Raw genomic sequence first — 17759 nt, 5'->3', positions numbered from 1 at the left:
ACTTTCCATTATCTAGGCTTTTTTGTTATAATATTCCCTAGGAGCGTGAACACCATGACAATCAAATACCCAAATGGAAGAACTCCTTCTAATCATGGCGGGAATTCTCTAAAAAAGCAAGTAAAACCAACACTAAGTCATAGCCACCGGAATCGTGGTATGAGCTTTGAAGAAATGATTAATTCATCTAATTTATATTATCGTGAAAAAGGGTTAGCTGTTATTCACAAAAAGCCTACTCCAGTTCAGATTGTAAAAGTGAATTATCCAAACCGAAGTGCTGCAGTTATTACTGAAGCCTATTTCAAAGAAGCGTCTACAACTGACTATAATGGTATTTATCAAGGTCATTATCTTGATTTCGAAGCGAAAGAGACTAAAAATAAGACCTCTTTCCCTTTAAATAACTTTCATCATCACCAAATGGAACATATGCGTCACTGTTTAAAACAACAAGGCGTCATTTTTGTATTAATTTGGTTTTCTAGTTTAAAACGATGTTTTATGCTTCCAGCAGACATACTTTTAGACTATTGGGATTCACAGTCAGATCAGCGAAAATCTATTCCTTTAACTGATTTTGAACAAAAAGCAGAAGAATTAAAAATTGGGATTGCACCAACTATTCCCTACTTAGAAAGTTTGACAACTATGATAAAAGGAGATTCGATCAATGAGTAAAACCAAACAACCAACCACTAAAAAAGTGGTCCCAAAGAAATCGCCAAACAAAAAAAAGAAAAAAGGTGGTTTTCTTTCTAAACTGAAAAAAATAGTCTTAACTTTGATTGGATTATTCCTGGTATTAGGCATCACTGTCGTTGTCTTTGCATTTGGTGTCATTAAAAACGGACCTGACCTAAATATGAAAGAACTAAATGCGCCTCGTTCCTCACAACTCTTTGACACTGGAAAAAACGTCATTTATGAAGTTGGTGAAGAAAAGCGGGAAAGTTTATCTGTCGAAGAGACACCTGACTCTATTAAAGAAGCAATTATGTCAATTGAAGATAAACGTTTTAAAAAACATATGGGTGTTGACCCTATTCGAATTATGGGTGCAGCTGTCTCAAACTTAAAATCCGGGGGCATGCAAGGTGGTAGTACACTGACTCAGCAGTTAATTAAACTATCGTTCTTCTCGACTACATCAAAAGACCAAAACTACAAACGTAAAATCCAAGAAGCTTGGATGTCTTTACAATTAGAGCGTAAACTATCAAAAGATGAAATCATTACCCTATACATTAATAAAGTCTTTATGGGTAATAGCTTATATGGCATGGAAACTGCTGCTCAAGGTTACTTCGGTAAACCTCTTAAAGAGTTAACAATTGCTCAAACGGCTTTACTTGCAGGTATTCCTCAAGCTCCTAACGCATACGATCCAATTCATCAACCGGAACAAGCAAAAACTCGTCGTGATTTAGTTTTATCAGAAATGCACAAAGATAAAAAAATTACTAAAGAACAATATGATGAAGCTGTCGCTGAACCAATTGATCATGAATTAAACACAGAACTTGAAAATAAAGAACAAAACAAAGTGATTGATAACTACATTAAACAAGTCATCGAAGAAGTGGAAAAAGAGTCTGACTATAACATTTATACTGATGGATTAGACATTTACACTAATATCAATATGGATGCACAAAAATATTTATATGATTTAGTTAATAGTGATGAACAAATCGCCTTCCCAAGTGATGATTTCCAAACAGCTGTATCAATTACTGATCCAGATACTGGTAAAGTTATTGCTCAACTAGGTGGACGTAAAGTGCCAGAAGATACTCAAATGAATAACAACTTAGCTGTTACTGCTGAGCGTGACTTCGGTTCAACTGTCAAACCAATCACTGACTACGCCCCAGCAATCGAATACTTGAATTATAGTACTGCTAAAATCACACCGGATACTCCTTATACTTACCCAGGTACAACAACTGCAGTAAACAACTACGATAAACGCTTCCGCGGAAACATTTCAATGCGTGAAGCCTTAGTTGATTCTCGTAACGTCCCTGCCATCCGTACCTTAGATGCTGTTGGCTTAGACAAATCAGCTGAATTCTTAAAAGGCTTAGGAATTGAATACGACGAAGGCCCCTTCTTATCAAACGCTATTACGGGTGCCCCTTCTTCATTACAAATGGCAGCTGCCTATGGCGCCTTTGCAAATGGCGGCACTTATTATAAACCATCTTACGTTGATAAAATCATCACTCCTGATGGTAAAGAAACAGAATTTGGTGATAAAGGTAAACGAGCAATGAAAGAATCAACTGCTTATATGATTACCGATATGCTTAAAGATGTTCTTATTCGTGGAACTGGTACACGCGCTAACATTCCTGGTTTCGCCCATGCTGGTAAAACAGGAACTTCTAACTATCCAGATGATTTCTTAGATAAAGTTGTTGGCGACGCCTATAAAGGTGTGCCTGATATTAGTTTTGTTGGCTACAGTCGTAACTTTGTTATTTCTGTTTGGACTGGTTACCAACAATATAACCACGCTATCGGTGTGCAAGACCAATGGTTAGCCGCTGAAATCTATCGCAACTTAATGTTATACCTATCTAACGGCATTGACACTCCAGACTGGAGCATGCCAGACGATGTTGTTAGAATTGGGAATGAGTTATATGTTAAAAACCATACCAATGACCAAGGAAATATAGCACAAAACGAAACAAAAGAAGATAAAGATAAAGATGACGAAGATAAAGATAAAGATAAAGATAAAGATAAAGACAAAGATAAGGACAAAGACAAAGACAAAGATAGGGACAAAGAAACAAAACCAAAACCTACAGAACCGAAACCAACACCTCCTACTACTGAGAGACCTACACCTCCGACAGAAGGAACTACGTCTCCTCCGACAGAGGGAACTACAACTCCCCCTATTACAGAAGAAACAAGTAGTACTCCACCAGAAACCACCGGCCCTTCCAATGGTGGCGGGGAAAACAGTAGCACCTGACCTTAAATGTCGAATCTAAAAATAAAAAAGCACTCGCAATTGCGAGTGCTTTTTATTTTTGTTTTAATAATCTACTTTTACCTTCTTGGCAGTAATCAAATACAGGGCAAGTTTCACATTTTGGCTGACGCGCTATACAGTGATAGCGACCAAAGAAAATCATCCGATGATGGGTTTTGACCCACATATCTTTCGGTATTTTTTTCATCAATGCTTCTTCTACTTCTAAAACGGTTGCTTTTTGTTTTACAATTCTCAATCGTTTAGACACTCGTTCCACATGTGTATCAACAGCAATCGCTGGGACATTGAAGGCATCACCCAATACGACGTTAGCTGTTTTACGACCAACTCCTGGTAATTTGACTAATTCTTCTCTCGTTTGTGGCACTTCACCGCCAAAGTCCTCGATGAGCATTTGGCAGCAAGCTTTAATATTCTTTGCTTTATTTCGATACAAGCCAATAGTTTTAATCATATTCATAATATCTTCTAAAGGAGCTTGGACAAACGCTTCTGGGGTCGGATATTTTTCAAATAAGGCAGGAGTTACTTTATTAACCGAGACGTCGGTTGCTTGAGCACTCAAAGCGACTGCGATGACTAACTCAAAAGGATTACGATGAGTTAATTCACATTCCGCTTCGGGAAACATTTCCGCCATGATATTAACAACTTCTAACGTTTTTTCTTTCGATAACATCAGATCACTCTTTTCTTTTATGCTTTGGGATCTAACCAGTTATACAATGGTACTTTAGGCAAGTCTTGCCCTGGTTGATTTGTTTGTTGACGTTCGTCATCAGCTAGACTTTTTTTGCGTTTTTGTTGATCCGCAATAATTTGTTCTTTTGATTTTAAATTTTTACGTTCCCAGCTTAATAAAATACGATCAATGTATTTTAAACTGTAGGCTTGGTTTAAAACCGCTTCACGCAATGCCAAACGGATGATTTCTGGCTCATATTGATCTTCCTTTAACCATAGCCCGATTGTTTCTAACTCTATTGGAGATAAAGGACGTCCAAATTCTTGTTCGAAAACTTGGTATAATTCACGACTTTGAAATTCAACTGATAATTGTGTTTCTTTCTTATGTGTTGCCTGCTGTAACTTATCAATCTTGCTGAACAGCCCTGTTAAATCATAGGCGTCGGTTGTTTGCCCTTGATCATTTTTAGTTGTTATTAATTTGATTATTTCTTTATCAATTAACCCTTGAAGCATTTGGAAAATATCTTCAGGTTGGTATCCCATTTGCTGTGAAATCACCATTAAATCTGGAAATAATACACCTTGTTGTTGGTATTGAACTAATTTTAAATATAAGATTAACTCTTGATCTGACATACCTAACGAACGGTAATGAGTTAATACTAAATTTGAGACACTAGTCTCACCGGCTTTTAAATAAGTTGTTAAATCTAACATTTGTCTCAACTCGCTTTCTCTCATCTAGTATAGCAATTTTTAAAAATAAATACAGTTATTTGAAAAAGAAAAAGACTACAAAATGTAGTCTTTATTTTTTAACCTGTTGTTTTTTTAAACTAGCTGTAATAATTAAACGAAGGATAATCGTGATAATCATTAAGGCAATAAAAATAGGCAAAGTCTTAGCCGTTAATAAGCCAATAAATAAAATCTTATGGAATAACATCGCTGCTACATAAATACCAACAACGGTTGTTACAATTAAGAAAACTCGTAGTGGATTTAATGGTAAACAAGCTTTAATGACTGCTAATAAGCTGACGCCAATTAATAGATAATACATTAATGTCGTTGATTCTAACTGACTAAAATTCATCACTTTTGCTAAGCCATAAACCGCCACAATATTCATAATAACTAGTAAAGCGTTAGGAAGAGCGTTTTTCAAAACTGTAGGTAAAAACTTACCATGTACTTGTCGTTTATCCGATTCAAATGATAGGAAGAACGCTGGATAGCCCTCGATAGCTAAATCAAGTAAGGTGATTTGAATCGGTACGAATGGAAATGCTAATGCCGATATCATACAAATGATTGATAAAATGAACGAGTAGATGGTCTTAATAAAGAAGACACTGGCTACTTTGGTTACATTATTAACTACTCGGCGTCCTTCAAATAAGACATCAGGTAAGGTTGTAAAGTCAGAGTCTAATAAGACTAAGTTAGCGATTTGGCGTGTGGCACTATCACCTTCAGCCATAGCGATACTACAATCCGCTTCACGTAAAGCAAGAACATCATTTACCCCATCCCCCGTCATAGCAACGGTATGTCCTAGTGATTGCAACTCATTCACTAAAATTTGTTTTTGTTTTGGCGATACTCGGCCAAAAACGGTGTAGTTAGCCACTGCTGCCCGAACTTCTGATTCAGTTTCTAAACCAGACATATCTAGATAGTTTTCATACCCTTCAAGTCCTGCACGTCTTGCGATATTGGAAACGGTCACTGGATTATCACCAGAGATAACTTTAATAGCCACCCCTTCGGATTTTAAGTAAGCTAATGTTTCATCTGCATTTTGACGGATCGGATCATCGATTTCAAAGACCATCAAAGGAACTACCTCTGACAGAGTTTCAGATTCCATGACTTCTGCTTGTGTTAGAGCTAACATCAAAACACGGAATCCTTCTTCTTGTCCGCGTTTCACTTGTTCTGGTAACTTATCTTCTGAAACTAAACGTTCCGGTGCCCCTAAAATAACTGTTCCTAAACCTTCAAACTTAATCGCTCCCCATTTACGTTCAGATGAAAAGGCTAAATCATCAATAGCTTGATAGTTCGTACTTTCTTCATAGGCTTCGCGAATCGCTTGCATGGTGATGTTGTTATCTGTTGATTCGTGTAAGTAACTTCCTAGAATCGCTTCGACTTCTACCTCATGCTCTGGCGATAAAATAGTAGCTTCAGCCACTTTCATTTTACCTTCTGTGATTGTTCCTGTTTTATCTAAACAAATCATATCAACATGAGCTAAGGTTTCAACAGCATACATATCTTGTACTAAAATACGTTTCTTAGCTAATTTTGTCACAGCTGTTGCTAAAGCGATACTAATTAAAAGAACTAAACCCTTTGGTAACATACCAAGTAGCGCCGCAGCTGATGCTACAACAGCTACTTTAGGAGAATCACCACGAATAAACAATCCTTCTGCTAATAAAATTAATCCCAACGGAATAATAATATAACTTGTAAATTTAGAAACTTTACGAATTGAGTTAACTAATTCGGAATTGATTGGTTTATGAACTTTCGCTTCTTCCGCAATTTTAGTGGCATAGTTATCTTTACCAACATGAATGACTTCAGCATAGACTTGTCCACTTGATAGGAAGCTACCTGACAATAGGTCAGCCCCCTCTTCTTTTTCAATTAAATCGGATTCACCTGTTAATAGTGATTCATTTGCCTCAGCACGTCCGAAAAGAACACGCATGTCAGATTGTATTTGTTCGCCTGCATTTAATTTAACAAGATCACCTAATACCAACTCGGTCGCATCAATCACTTGCTCTTGCCCATCACGGATAACCGTCGCCTGTTCACGAGATACAATTGATAACTTCGCCACCATATTTCGCGCATGAATCTCTTGATAAATCCCAATAACAACATTAATTAAAATAATCAGTATAAAAGCTAAGTTACTAAATGCTCCAACAAAGATTAAACAGACAGCAATCATCACATTTAAGAAGTTAAATAAGGTTAGCAAATTATCCTTAAAAATATCCTTCGTAGACTTTGCCACGTTATCATCATAATTATTTTGTAATCCTTGTACTTGTTTTTGGTGAACATCTGTTGTTGAAAGACCTTTATTATTCTCTAAGAAATTCTCCATTAACTAACTTCCTCTTTTCACTTATTAAAATGGTAAATCTTGGAAAATCTTCATCATTCGTAAGTTCCACTCAACGGTTTCAGCATAGAAAAAGTTCCCGCCATCTTTATAGAGATATCCTCCGTTATGAGCAATCGCTCGTGGTTTCAAATAGCGATACGTTTGACCAAAATTATTTCCTAATAGTGGAGCTAAAACATCTCTAGAATATTTTTCAGCTAATTCAACCGAATGAATGCCACCATTTTTACGAACATACTCGATATAATTACTACCGAAATTATAGGCTTGGACACCCGTCCAAATATCTGTTCCTTTATCTTGAGCTTCTTTTAACACTTCTGACAAGTGTTTGACACCAATCTCAATACTCTCACGAGAACTTGTTACTAGGTCAGTTGTTCCGTATTGACTTTCACTACTTTGCATGACGTCAAGGTGCTCACCTTTGGATTCAGTTAAGATAATCGCCATCACAATATCGTTATAAGCAGACAAGTTATACTCCGCTGTTACTTCTTTTACTGTTGACTCCCAATGTTCTACATCATGAACTCGTTGGTTCGTTTTATAAGCTTGATAACCACCAAACCCAATCGCTGCTATCAGAATCAACATTAGACCATAAAAAAGAATATGCCCAATTGCTTTAAAAAATTTCATATCTACCTTACCTTTCAACTACAAATAGCTGACCTATCTGCAGGACTATTCAATCTATAATTCTACTATAGTTTAGTAAAAATTAACAGTTAACCTCCCACCCTTAAATAAATATTAAGCAAACTATGAGATACTCCTCATCCGTAATTGACAATGCTCTAGTCTGATGCTATTTTTAATAAGTTATTATTTTTTATTTTTAAGGAGACTTTTATGGAAAAGAAAGAAATTATCGTATCACAAAAACTAATTGACCCATCAGCAATCGGTTTATTCGGTCTTGCAATGGTAACGTTAGTCGCTTCATCACAAAAATTAGAGTGGACAAATGGTGTCGGTGGCGTTATCCCTTGGGCTATTTTCCTAGGTGGTTTACTGCAAATCGTAGCTGCTGTTTACGACGCTAAAGAGCAAAACTTATTTGGCGCTACAGCTTTCTTTGGTTATGGATTCTTTTGGTTAGCAACTGCGACTGCTTGGATGACCCAAAACGGCGTCTTCGGTGAAGCATTGCAAGCTAGTTATGATCCAAAACAACTAGGCTTTGCTTTTATCGGTTACCTAATCTTCACAATCTTCATGACAATTGGTGCCATGGAAACACATAAAGTTTTATTCACTATTTTTGTTTTGATTGATTTCCTATTCTTAGGATTAGCTTTATCAACATTAGACATCGCACCTGATTTCTTCCACAGCTTAGCTGCTTGGTCAGAATTAGGAATCGCTATTATGTCATTTTACGGAAGTGCTGCTGCAGTGTTAAACAAACACTTCGGTAAAATCTTCTTACCAGTTGGAAAACCGTTCGGCATTTTCAAATAAACATGAATTAAAAGCACTCGCAAAATTGCGAGTGCTTTTTTTAATCTCGTTCTTTTTTGATTAACTCAGCTGTTTCAGCATTGAAGAAATAATTAAATTCTTGACGGCCTTCTTTCGTTTGAACTTCCCATATATTTTGACCAAGTTCTTTGCCTAACTCCATACTTTCAATCGTCTCTATATCAACTGCTTCTTTTTTCAACGCTGACTCTAATTCTGTTAATGTCGCTAACTCTTTTAAATTCGTTAGAACTTCTGGCGCTTCTTGTTTATCTTCACGATCTAATTTTTCTGAACGTTCTTTCAAAATTTTTGCCCCATCATAAGTCATGCTTGTTTCATAATCACGTTCTGCATCTTGTCCTTTAACAGCGACTTTTATTGCTTTCCCGTCAAAGTCAATCTCAATATCTGAAACCTTTACTTCAGGATTAGCTTGATGAAAAGTTGTTTCATACGTTGCTAAATCTTGAGTGAACAACCTCGTCACATCTTCTTTTGATACTTTTTGACAGGCTGCTAATAAACCTACCATCCCAAAGGTTGCTACAATTAATGATAATTTTTTCATCGATCATCTCTCCCTTTTACTCTAACTGGTTGTTGGACACGTACACGTTTAAAGCGATTGATTGCCACAGTGACAATGATTGCTCCAAAAACGACCATTGCAAAAAGACTTGCTGGAATATGGATGTTTATCATTGGGATTGACAAGAATAATTTAATCCCAATAAAGAAGATTAAGAAATAAGCCATTGCTTCCAACTCAGGAATTTTATCCATTAATTTAGCAATAAATGAAGCAATGCCACGCATACATAAAATCCCAACTAATCCCCCTAATAAAATAACAACTGGATTTTCTGATACAGCTAACGATGCTAACACAGCATCTACTGAGAATGCTAAATCCATCAATTCAATTGAAATCACCGTATACCAAAAGCCTTTTGCTGCTTTAGCAACATGACCTTCTACAACATGTGAGTCTTCTTTTTTAGTAAAGTATTTTACTGCTAGATACATCAAATATGCCGCACCTAAGACTTTGATTTGCCACATGTGAATTAAGTACGTTCCTAGCCCAATCGCGATGAATCTAAAGATGTAAGCTCCCCATAACCCATAAGTTAAAGCACGACGGCGATCAGCAGGATCATCTAATGTTTTCGTTTGCGCCGCCAATACAACAGCATTATCAACAGATAGTAAACACTCCATTAAAACTAATGTACCTAATAACAACCATGCTTCCGGGTTACTAAAAAACTCTACCCAGTTAGCTTTGTCAAAAAACGGTTGATACAAATTAATAATAAAATCCATCATATTCCTCCAGTATTAAATCTTTTTATTTTTTATATTACTATTTTAAGTCCACCATTTCGCCTGTTTCCCGGTAAACACTCCACTCACAAACGTTGGTAATATAATCGCCAATTCTTTCTAAATAACGGCCAACTTTCAAGTATTCAGTCATTGTCAGAACACTATCAGAATCTTTGATCATCATAGCTACAGCGGCGTCATAAAACTCACTATATTTTTCTGAAACAACTTGATTGTGACTGGCAATTTCTTGGGCAAAATGGGCATCTTCTTTAATAAAAGCTTCAACTGCTTGATTCCCCATGTTGTAAATCATTTGACCTACTTCATACAGCTGCTTTTCAATGACTGGATAAGATTCTTTCCCTTCCAATTGAATGGTTGCTTTGGCTATACTCGCTGCATGATCTCCGATTCTCTCTAAATCAGAACTGGCTTTCATCACTGAAATAACGCCCCGTAAAACACTACTAACAGGGTGCTGTAACGCGATGACTTCGACACATTTACGGTCAATATCTAGCTCTTTATCATTAATTAAAAAATCATCCTCAATAACCTCTTCTGCTAAAGCAAAGTCTTTCTTTTCAAATGCTTCTAGCGCATTACGAATACCACGATTAACTAAGGTTGTCATCTCAACCATCGACATATTGACACGTTTAATTTTACGATCTAATCTTTCACTCATAATACCCTCCTATAATTTCCCTGCAATGTAATTTTCCGTTGCTTTTTCTTGTGGTGTTAAAAAGATGTCTTTCGTAGGACCAAACTCAATTAAATGCCCCTTTGAGAAGAAAGCTGTTTTATCTGATATTCGGCTGGCTTGTTGCAAGTTGTGCGTCACCATAATAATGGTGTGCTCACGTTTAATCGTATCTAACATCTCTTCAATTTCTTTCGTTGAGATGGGATCTAAAGCACTAGTTGGTTCATCCATTAAAATTACTTTTGGATTCATCGCTAACACTCTTGCAATACAAACTCGCTGTTGTTGTCCACCAGATAAACTATCAGCACGACTGTTTAGTTTATCTTTGACTTCATCCCAAATAGCTGCTTTGCGTAAGCTTGTTTCCACGGCCTCATCCAAGATTGCCTTATCTTTTATCCCATTGGCTTTCAAACCATACACCACATTCTCATAAATAGAAAATGGAAATGGATTGGGCTGTTGAAAGACTAAGCCGATGTCTTGGCGTAACTGCGTAACATCAACTGCTTCATCATAAATATCTTTCCCTTGGTACTCAATCGCCCCCGTAACTCGCGCACCAGGAACTAAATCATTCATTCGATTTAGCGATTTTAAAAAGGTCGACTTGCCACAGCCAGATGGACCAATTAAGGCAGTGATGCCTTTCTCTTCAAAAGACATAGAAACTTGTTTGACGGCTTCAAAATCATCATAAAAAACACTCATTTTATCGACTGTTAACATCTCTTTTCCCCCTTACCCAAACTCACCTGTTATATAACTGTGAGTTAATTCCACAGCAGGATCTGTAAAGATTTTGGCTGTGTTATCATACTCAATCAACTCACCGTAATTAAAGAAGCCGGTATAGTCACTTAAGCGTGATGCTTGCGCCAAGTTATGAGTGACCATAATGATTGTGTAATCCTTCTTTAACTCATCTAAGGTTTCTTCAATCTTTCCTGTGGAAATGGGATCCAAAGCACTGGTTGGCTCATCCATCAAAATAATGTCTGGTTCCATTGCAAGCACCCGAGCAATACACAAGCGTTGTTGTTGACCACCTGACAAGGCTAAGGCACTTTTGTCTAGCTCATCTTTGACCTCATCCCATAACCCGACTTGCTTTAAACTAGTTTCCACTTTATCAGCCAAAAGTTGTTTATCTTTCAAGCCATGGCGTTCGAGTGCAAAGCTAATATTTCGACGGATACTCATCCGAAAGGGATTTGGTTTCTGGAAGACCATGCCAATTTTTTGGCGTAGTAAGTATTGATCGACTTTATCTGTATTCACATCAATATCTTGATAAATAATTTGGCCTGTCACTTGTCGATTATCACTCACGTCATGCATTCGATTGAGAGCTTTCAAGAATGTCGATTTGCCACAACCTGAAGGACCGATCAAGGCACTAATTTTATTCTTTGGAATGACCATATCAACAGCTTTAACTGCTTGATGTGTTCCATAATAAACTGATAATGCTTTAATATCTAAGGCAACATTTTGTTTTTTTACTGCTTCCATCTCAGATCCTCCTAACTTGATAGTTTTTTCTCTAAGCCACGACCAATTAATTTTGCGGAGATGTTAAAGATTAAAATAATAATCAGTAAGACTGTCCCCGCGCCTGCAGCAACCATTGGGCCATCAGGCATTAAGCCTTCACTATTGATTTTCCAAATATGGACTGCTAACGTTTCTGCAGGTCGAAATGGATTTAGTGGACTCGTCGGATCAAAGGGATTCCAATTGCTGAAGTCCATCGCCGGTGCACTTTGGCCAGAAGAGAAAATCAAAGCGGCTGCTTCTCCAAAGGTCCGTCCCGCTACTAAAACCACTCCTGTTACAATTCCTGGAATAGCTGATGGAATTAATAACTTAGTCACTGTTTCCCAACGACTTAAGCCTAAAGCAATGCCCCCTTCACGTTGAGCACCATCCACACTACGGATGGCATCTTCCACTACTCGTGTTAGAAAGGCAACATTTAAAATGGCTAAACTAATGGCACCTGCAATAACTGAGAAGCCAATATCCAGCTTAATCACAATAAACAAGTAACCAAACAAACCGATAACAATCGAAGGTAACGAACTCATCATTTCTATTAACAAGCGAAACCCTCTTGTCACAGCAGAGTCTTTAGCATATTCAGCTAAATAAATCCCTGCCCCTAATGCTATTGGCAAACAAATAAGTAAGGTTAAGATCATAATATACAACGAGTTAAATAACTGAATCCCAATGCCACCTCCTGCTTCAAAAGCTTTAGATGGCTGTGTCAGAAATTCCCATGAAATGACCGAAAATCCTCTAACTAGCACGTATAAAAGAAAACTCCCTGCCAGTAAAATGACAATCCCAGTCAATAAACTAATCATGACATTGTTTACTTTATTCAACTGTTCTTTTTTCATTTAGACCTGTCCTTTCTGACTAATACGTTTGATAATTAAATTAAAGACTAGTGACATAAATAGCAGAATAAAGGCTAACGTCCATAACGCATCATTCTCAAAGGTTCCCATGATGGTATTTCCCATCCCTTGAGTTAAGACACTTGTCAGTGTTGTGGCTGGCATCACCAAACTGTCTGGAATAACAATCGCATTCCCGATAACCATCTGAACCGCCAGTGCTTCTCCGAAAGCACGAGCTAAACCAAAAACAACTCCTGTTAAAATACCTGGTTTAGCTACTCTTAAAGTCACTCGATACATCGTTTGAAACTCATTAGCTCCTAAGGCTAAGGAAGAATGTTTCAGATGCTTTGGCACTCGGTTTAAAGCATCTACGGTCATACTTGCCACTGTTGGTAAAATCATCATGGCTAAAACAATTCCACCTGCTAAGATCCCAAACCCACTTCCTCCGAAGGTATTACGCATAAACGGCACTACAACTGACAAACCAACAAAACCATAAACAACCGAGGGAATACCGACTAAAAGTTCTAATAAGGGTTGCAAGATATATTTACCAATCTTTGGTGAAAGTTCGGTGATGAATAATCCTGTGGCAATGGCTAAGGGCGTCACCATGACTAACGCTAGTAACGTGACCGCCGTTGATCCGACTAACATTGGTAAGACACCCACTAAACTAAAGCCTTGTTCATTCGTTTTACCAGGTGACCATTGATCGCCAAAGAAAAACTGACTTAACTGGACCTTGTCATTGAAAAATAATGGCAACCCCTTGGCACTAATAAAAACAAAAATCGACACTACTGTGACTGCTAATAATAAAACGGCCAACAAACTAATCGTGTGTCCACGTTTTTCAACACTGGCTTTTTTAGATGTTCCCAGTAACGACTGATTCAAGCTACTCACTAGTTTCCCCTCCTTTTACTTCTGTTACTTCCCCCAAGCTATCTCGTTCAACCTTCATATTAGCGATGGGAATGTAACCCAATTTCTTAAAGACTTTCTCTTGAATGTCATGCGACATCATGTGATCAATAAATTCTTGGGTTAACTCATCTACTTCTAACTGGGTATACATATGTTCATAAGACCAAATTGACCATTGGTTCGTCGCAATCGTTTCAACACTGGCTTCCACACCCTCTATTGCCAAGGCGCGAACTGATTGATCGATATAAGGTAATGCCATGTAACTAACAGCACCCGGTGTTTGACTAACAATTTCTCGTGTCATTCCATTAGCTTCTTGTTCTTGGCTCGGTTTAACGGCAATATTATCTAACCCATACTTTTCAAAGTTCAGACGGGTTCCCGAACCCTCACTACGATTAATCACTATCACAGGTAAATCTTTACCACCAAGATCTTTCCAATTGGTAATCTCACCTGAAAATAAGCCTTTCAAATCGCTTTTAGAAATATCTGTCACACCAACATTCGGATTAACCACAGGTGCAATCCCGATGACTGCAACTTTATAATCAACCAGTTGCTCAGCTTTAATGCCTTTTTTCTCGTCAGCAAAGACATCGGAGTTCCCAATTTCCACCGCACCTGCTTGTACCTGACTTAAACCGGTTCCACTTCCCCCACCTTGGACATTCACCACGCGTCCCTTATGCTGTTGCATAAAATCATGTGCCCCAGCTTCTACTAAGGGTTGTAATGCCGTTGAACCAACCGCCGTTGTTGATGCCAGTTTTGCGCCACAGCCTGTTAGTAAAAAAACAGATGCTAACAATAAGCCAAATTTTTTCATCAGATTGCCTCCCAATTCCTTTATTACTATCAGTATACGAAAGCCTTGTAAAATTAATGTTTGCCTATTGTAAAATTTAGGTAAAAAAAAAAGCCGATTTATTGATCGACTCCTTTGGGTAAGGTCACCGTAACGGTAGTCCCTTTATTTTCTTGACTTGTCAGCTTAATTTCACCTTGTAAGGTTTCCACTAGCTCTTTAACTATGGATAACCCTAAACCGGTGCCTTTGATGTCACTTGTACGAGCTTTATCAACTCGGTAAAACCGTTCAAACACTCGACTCAAATCAGCCTCCGGAATCCCACGACCATTATCTGAAATCTGGACTCCGACTTCGTCAGAAGATTCGTTAATCATCACTTTAATTAGGCCACCTTCATCGGTGTACTTAACACTATTACTTAGAATATTATCTAACACTTGATAAACCAATTGCTCTTGACTAAAAATTAACCCTTTACCTACTGATTCAAACTCTAGGGTTAGATCCTTTTTAGCCAACTCCAACTCATATTGTTGCTTCAAGTCATTTAACGTCTTACGCAAATCAACAGGCTGAACAAGTTTATCACCTGTCTCTGATGACACTTTAGATAATTCTAAAATATCAGTGATCAAGTTTTCTAAACGGATACTTTGTTGGTTGATAATTTGAATAAAGTCTTCTGCTACTTCCGGTTGATCCTTGGCCCCATCGAGCAAACTTTCACTAAAGCCTTTAATAGCTGTGACTGGGGTCTTTAACTCATGAGAAACATTTCCGATAAAATCACTTTGATGAACGAGTAAATTTTCTTCATCTGTCACATCGTAAAATAAAATCACCACTTGCTTTTGATGATCATTCAAAATAGTGTTCCCTTTAATTTTATACCAATGTTGCTGCCATTCTTTTTTCGTACTAAAAGATTGATTCGTTTCAAATGTGGCCTCAACTTGTTCATAAAGGTCAACACCTGGTAAATAATGATGATAGTCTTTCCCTAAATCTTGACCCTCTAAACCAAGCACGTGGGAAGCAAACGGATTTGCCATAACAATCTGACGGTCTTGAGAAATCACTACCACACCTAAACTTAAAACATTCAGCAACTCTTCAAAACGCTGCTCACTTAAATTAAAATCTTGGGTTTGTTTTTCTAACTCATCAGCCAGACTTCTGACGGTTAAACCAAGTTGCGACAACTCACCATTGTCTGTCAATAAATACTTATCTGTGTATTCCCCTTTTTTTATTCCTGTTAGGGCTTTGGTCAAAACTAATTCACGTCGTTTTTGAATAGAATTAACATTCCAACCTAGTAGGAAGACAATCACCATAAAAGCAATGAGCAACGCCATAATCAACTTCTTAAATTGATTAATATTATCGACGAACCCACTGGCTTTTTCAGAAAGTCGCAGAATTCCCATTAACTTCCCATCTGACATGACCGGGATAGCAATATAATAATAAGATTCTTTTAAAGTCGCACTCATTCGAATATCTGAGCCAACTTTATCGCCTGATAAGACTTCTTTAATTTCTGGACGGTGACTCATATTATTGCCAATTTCCGAGTCACTCTCACTATCAAAAATCATCGTTCCCTCAGGACTAACAACAGAAATGCGTTGACTATTTTGATTTGATATTTCTTTAATCAGTTGCTTTTGTTCAACTGAAATATCTGTCGACCAATCGGTAATATCTGTCGCATAAAGAATGACATTTGCTTCATCAATCATTTCTTTACGATGTTGACTAAATAACTGTTTTGTCACATAACGATTACTAAAAAAGTAACCGGCAATCACTAAGATAATCGCCATGATGATGACGGTAATCATTTTTTTATTTAGTTTCATGTTCACCATCCTCTAAACGATAACCAAAACCGCGAATCGTTTTTAAATAGCGTGGTTCTTTAGGATTCTCTTCAATTTTTTCACGAAGTTTTCCCATGTGCATATCAATACTACGGGTACCACCCGACAATTCCAGCATACCCAAGCCATCAATCAATTGGTCGCGACTTATAATTAATCCTTTATTCTTCATCATATAAGATAAAATCGTAAACTGGGTTTTTGTTAAATCAAGCAGCTCTCCATCTAAGGTTACTTGATAATTTTTAGTATTTAGTGCTAAAGTGCCACATCTCAGCACCTCTTTTGTTGCTACAGGACTTGCTACTGATTTATCTGACCGTAATTCATCACGACGAATCACTGCTTTTAAGCGCGCTTCTAATTCACGAGGACTAAAAGGCTTCGTGATATAATCATCCGCACCAAGTTCTAACGCCATCACCTTATCCACTTCATTATCTTTTGCTGTTAACATGACAATCGGTGTGTAGTTTTTCAGATGACGTAGTTCTTTGATGATTTCCAAACCAGTCATACTTGGCAACATCAAATCAACGAGCAAACATTGATAGTCTTTTGCTTGTGCTTCTTCAAAGCCTGCCAATCCATCCTGACAAACAGTTGTATTAAATCCTGCTTGTGCCAAGTTATATTCTAAAAGCTTTGCAATTGCTGGTTCATCTTCAATAATTAAAATAGCCATTTCCCTAGCTCCTTATGTATAAGAATATTTTTCTTAACTTGAGTTAATCATATCATGAGATTTACCTAAATAAAAAAATAAGACTTAAAAAAGCATCCATCAATAGATGAATGCTTTTAAATTAATCCGCTTCTGCATATTCCATTAAAGCTTTGATATCATATCCTTCAATCTTAGCACGACCATTTAAATCAATTAATTCAATTAAGAACGCACAACCCACAACGACTCCGCCTAATTGTTCAATTAGTTGAATTGTTGCTTCGATTGTTCCGCCCGTAGCTAATAAGTCATCACAAATCATCACACGCTGACCTGGTTTAATCGCATCTTTATGTAGAGTTAAAATATCAGAGCCATATTCTAAACCATAATCTACTTCAATCGTTTCACGGGGTAGCTTCCCTTTTTTACGCGCAGGTGCAAAGCCAATACCTAATTCGTAAGCAACAGGACACCCAATAATAAAACCACGTGCCTCTGGCCCAACAATCATGTCTGCCTGTTTTTCTTTGGCATATTCAACAATCTGTTGTGTGGCTTCACGATAAGCCTCACCATCTCCCATTAATGGTGAGATATCTCTGAAAGTAACGCCTTCCACTGGGTAATTAGGAATGCTAGCAATATAATTTTTTAAGTTCACTTGA

At 37.4% G+C, this 17759-nt stretch carries 18 protein-coding genes; 3 read left to right on the top strand and 15 right to left on the bottom strand.

Translation table 11 applies throughout. The annotated features are described in order from the left end of the window. Positions 1-54 precede the first annotated feature (54 nt). Both recU and G7081_RS05065 read left to right on the top strand, forming a co-directional pair. On the top strand, positions 55-681 hold the full coding sequence (gene recU, locus G7081_RS05070; protein WP_166007874.1) for a Holliday junction resolvase RecU: 627 nt from the start codon (positions 55-57) through the stop codon (positions 679-681). Continuing rightward, positions 674-2992 (top strand): PBP1A family penicillin-binding protein, encoded by a 2319-nt coding sequence (locus tag G7081_RS05065; RefSeq protein ID WP_166007873.1) that lies wholly within the window; start codon positions 674-676, stop codon positions 2990-2992. The genes recU and G7081_RS05065 overlap by 8 nt, the downstream gene beginning before the upstream one ends. Positions 2993-3044: 52 nt before the next feature. Here the strand turns inward: G7081_RS05065 and nth are convergent, their stop codons facing one another. From nth to G7081_RS05045, 4 genes are all read right to left on the bottom strand, one after another. Continuing rightward, on the bottom strand, positions 3045-3695 hold the full coding sequence (gene nth, locus G7081_RS05060; RefSeq protein ID WP_166007872.1) for an endonuclease III: 651 nt from the start codon (positions 3693-3695) through the stop codon (positions 3045-3047). A 17-nt stretch (positions 3696-3712) separates the two neighbouring features. Continuing rightward, complete coding sequence (locus tag G7081_RS05055; protein WP_166007871.1) at positions 3713-4423, bottom strand: DnaD domain-containing protein; 711 nt, start codon at positions 4421-4423, stop codon at positions 3713-3715. A gap of 91 nt (positions 4424-4514) precedes the next feature. After that, positions 4515-6839, bottom strand: coding sequence for a cation-translocating P-type ATPase (locus G7081_RS05050; RefSeq protein ID WP_166007870.1), 2325 nt, complete (start codon positions 6837-6839; stop codon positions 4515-4517). A gap of 24 nt (positions 6840-6863) precedes the next feature. Continuing rightward, complete coding sequence (locus G7081_RS05045; RefSeq protein WP_166007869.1) at positions 6864-7502, bottom strand: lysozyme family protein; 639 nt, start codon at positions 7500-7502, stop codon at positions 6864-6866. A gap of 213 nt (positions 7503-7715) precedes the next feature. Here G7081_RS05045 and G7081_RS05040 point away from each other — a divergent pair, with 213 nt between their 5' ends. Beyond that, a complete protein-coding gene (locus G7081_RS05040; RefSeq protein WP_166007868.1) occupies positions 7716-8327 on the top strand; it encodes an acetate uptake transporter in 612 nt (203 codons plus the stop codon). A gap of 40 nt (positions 8328-8367) precedes the next feature. Here the strand turns inward: G7081_RS05040 and G7081_RS05035 are convergent, their stop codons facing one another. From G7081_RS05035 to G7081_RS04985, 11 genes are all read right to left on the bottom strand, one after another. Further along, on the bottom strand, positions 8368-8898 hold the full coding sequence (locus G7081_RS05035) for a PepSY domain-containing protein (RefSeq protein ID WP_166007867.1): 531 nt from the start codon (positions 8896-8898) through the stop codon (positions 8368-8370). Continuing rightward, positions 8895-9656, bottom strand: coding sequence for a TerC family protein (locus G7081_RS05030; RefSeq protein WP_166007866.1), 762 nt, complete (start codon positions 9654-9656; stop codon positions 8895-8897). Before G7081_RS05030 ends, G7081_RS05035 begins: the two co-directional genes overlap by 4 nt. A gap of 40 nt (positions 9657-9696) precedes the next feature. Further along, complete coding sequence (phoU, locus tag G7081_RS05025) at positions 9697-10350, bottom strand: phosphate signaling complex protein PhoU (RefSeq protein WP_166007865.1); 654 nt, start codon at positions 10348-10350, stop codon at positions 9697-9699. Positions 10351-10359: 9 nt separating this feature from the next. Next, positions 10360-11103: a phosphate ABC transporter ATP-binding protein PstB gene (gene pstB, locus G7081_RS05020; RefSeq protein ID WP_166007864.1), complete on the bottom strand. Its 744-nt coding sequence runs from the start codon at positions 11101-11103 to the stop codon at positions 10360-10362. Between the two features lie 12 nt (positions 11104-11115). Next, positions 11116-11889, bottom strand: coding sequence for a phosphate ABC transporter ATP-binding protein PstB (gene pstB / locus G7081_RS05015; RefSeq protein ID WP_166007863.1), 774 nt, complete (start codon positions 11887-11889; stop codon positions 11116-11118). Positions 11890-11900: 11 nt separating this feature from the next. Further along, positions 11901-12782 (bottom strand): phosphate ABC transporter permease PstA, encoded by an 882-nt coding sequence (gene pstA, locus G7081_RS05010; RefSeq protein WP_166007862.1) that lies wholly within the window; start codon positions 12780-12782, stop codon positions 11901-11903. Further along, a complete protein-coding gene (pstC, locus tag G7081_RS05005) occupies positions 12783-13700 on the bottom strand; it encodes a phosphate ABC transporter permease subunit PstC (protein ID WP_166007861.1) in 918 nt (305 codons plus the stop codon). It abuts the gene before it with no gap. Continuing rightward, a complete protein-coding gene (locus tag G7081_RS05000; RefSeq protein ID WP_166007860.1) occupies positions 13693-14553 on the bottom strand; it encodes a phosphate ABC transporter substrate-binding protein PstS family protein in 861 nt (286 codons plus the stop codon). Before G7081_RS05000 ends, pstC begins: the two co-directional genes overlap by 8 nt. A 98-nt stretch (positions 14554-14651) precedes the next feature. Then, the gene (locus tag G7081_RS04995) at positions 14652-16403 is read right to left on the bottom strand and encodes a sensor histidine kinase (protein ID WP_166007859.1); all 1752 of its coding nucleotides are present in this window, start codon (positions 16401-16403) and stop codon (positions 14652-14654) included. Next, positions 16390-17109 carry a response regulator transcription factor gene (locus tag G7081_RS04990; protein WP_166007858.1) on the bottom strand — a complete coding sequence of 240 codons (720 nt, stop codon included), beginning with the start codon at positions 17107-17109 and terminating at the stop codon, positions 16390-16392. Before G7081_RS04990 ends, G7081_RS04995 begins: the two co-directional genes overlap by 14 nt. Positions 17110-17230: 121 nt before the next feature. Beyond that, positions 17231-17755 (bottom strand): adenine phosphoribosyltransferase, encoded by a 525-nt coding sequence (locus tag G7081_RS04985; protein WP_166007857.1) that lies wholly within the window; start codon positions 17753-17755, stop codon positions 17231-17233. Positions 17756-17759 lie beyond the last annotated feature (4 nt).

Source organism: Vagococcus coleopterorum, assembly GCF_011303955.1.
Taxonomy (GTDB): Bacteria; Bacillota; Bacilli; order Lactobacillales; family Vagococcaceae; genus Vagococcus_D; species Vagococcus_D coleopterorum.
The sequence above is the reverse complement of the archived record's forward strand: the minus strand, read 5'-3'. Positions and strand labels throughout refer to the sequence as shown.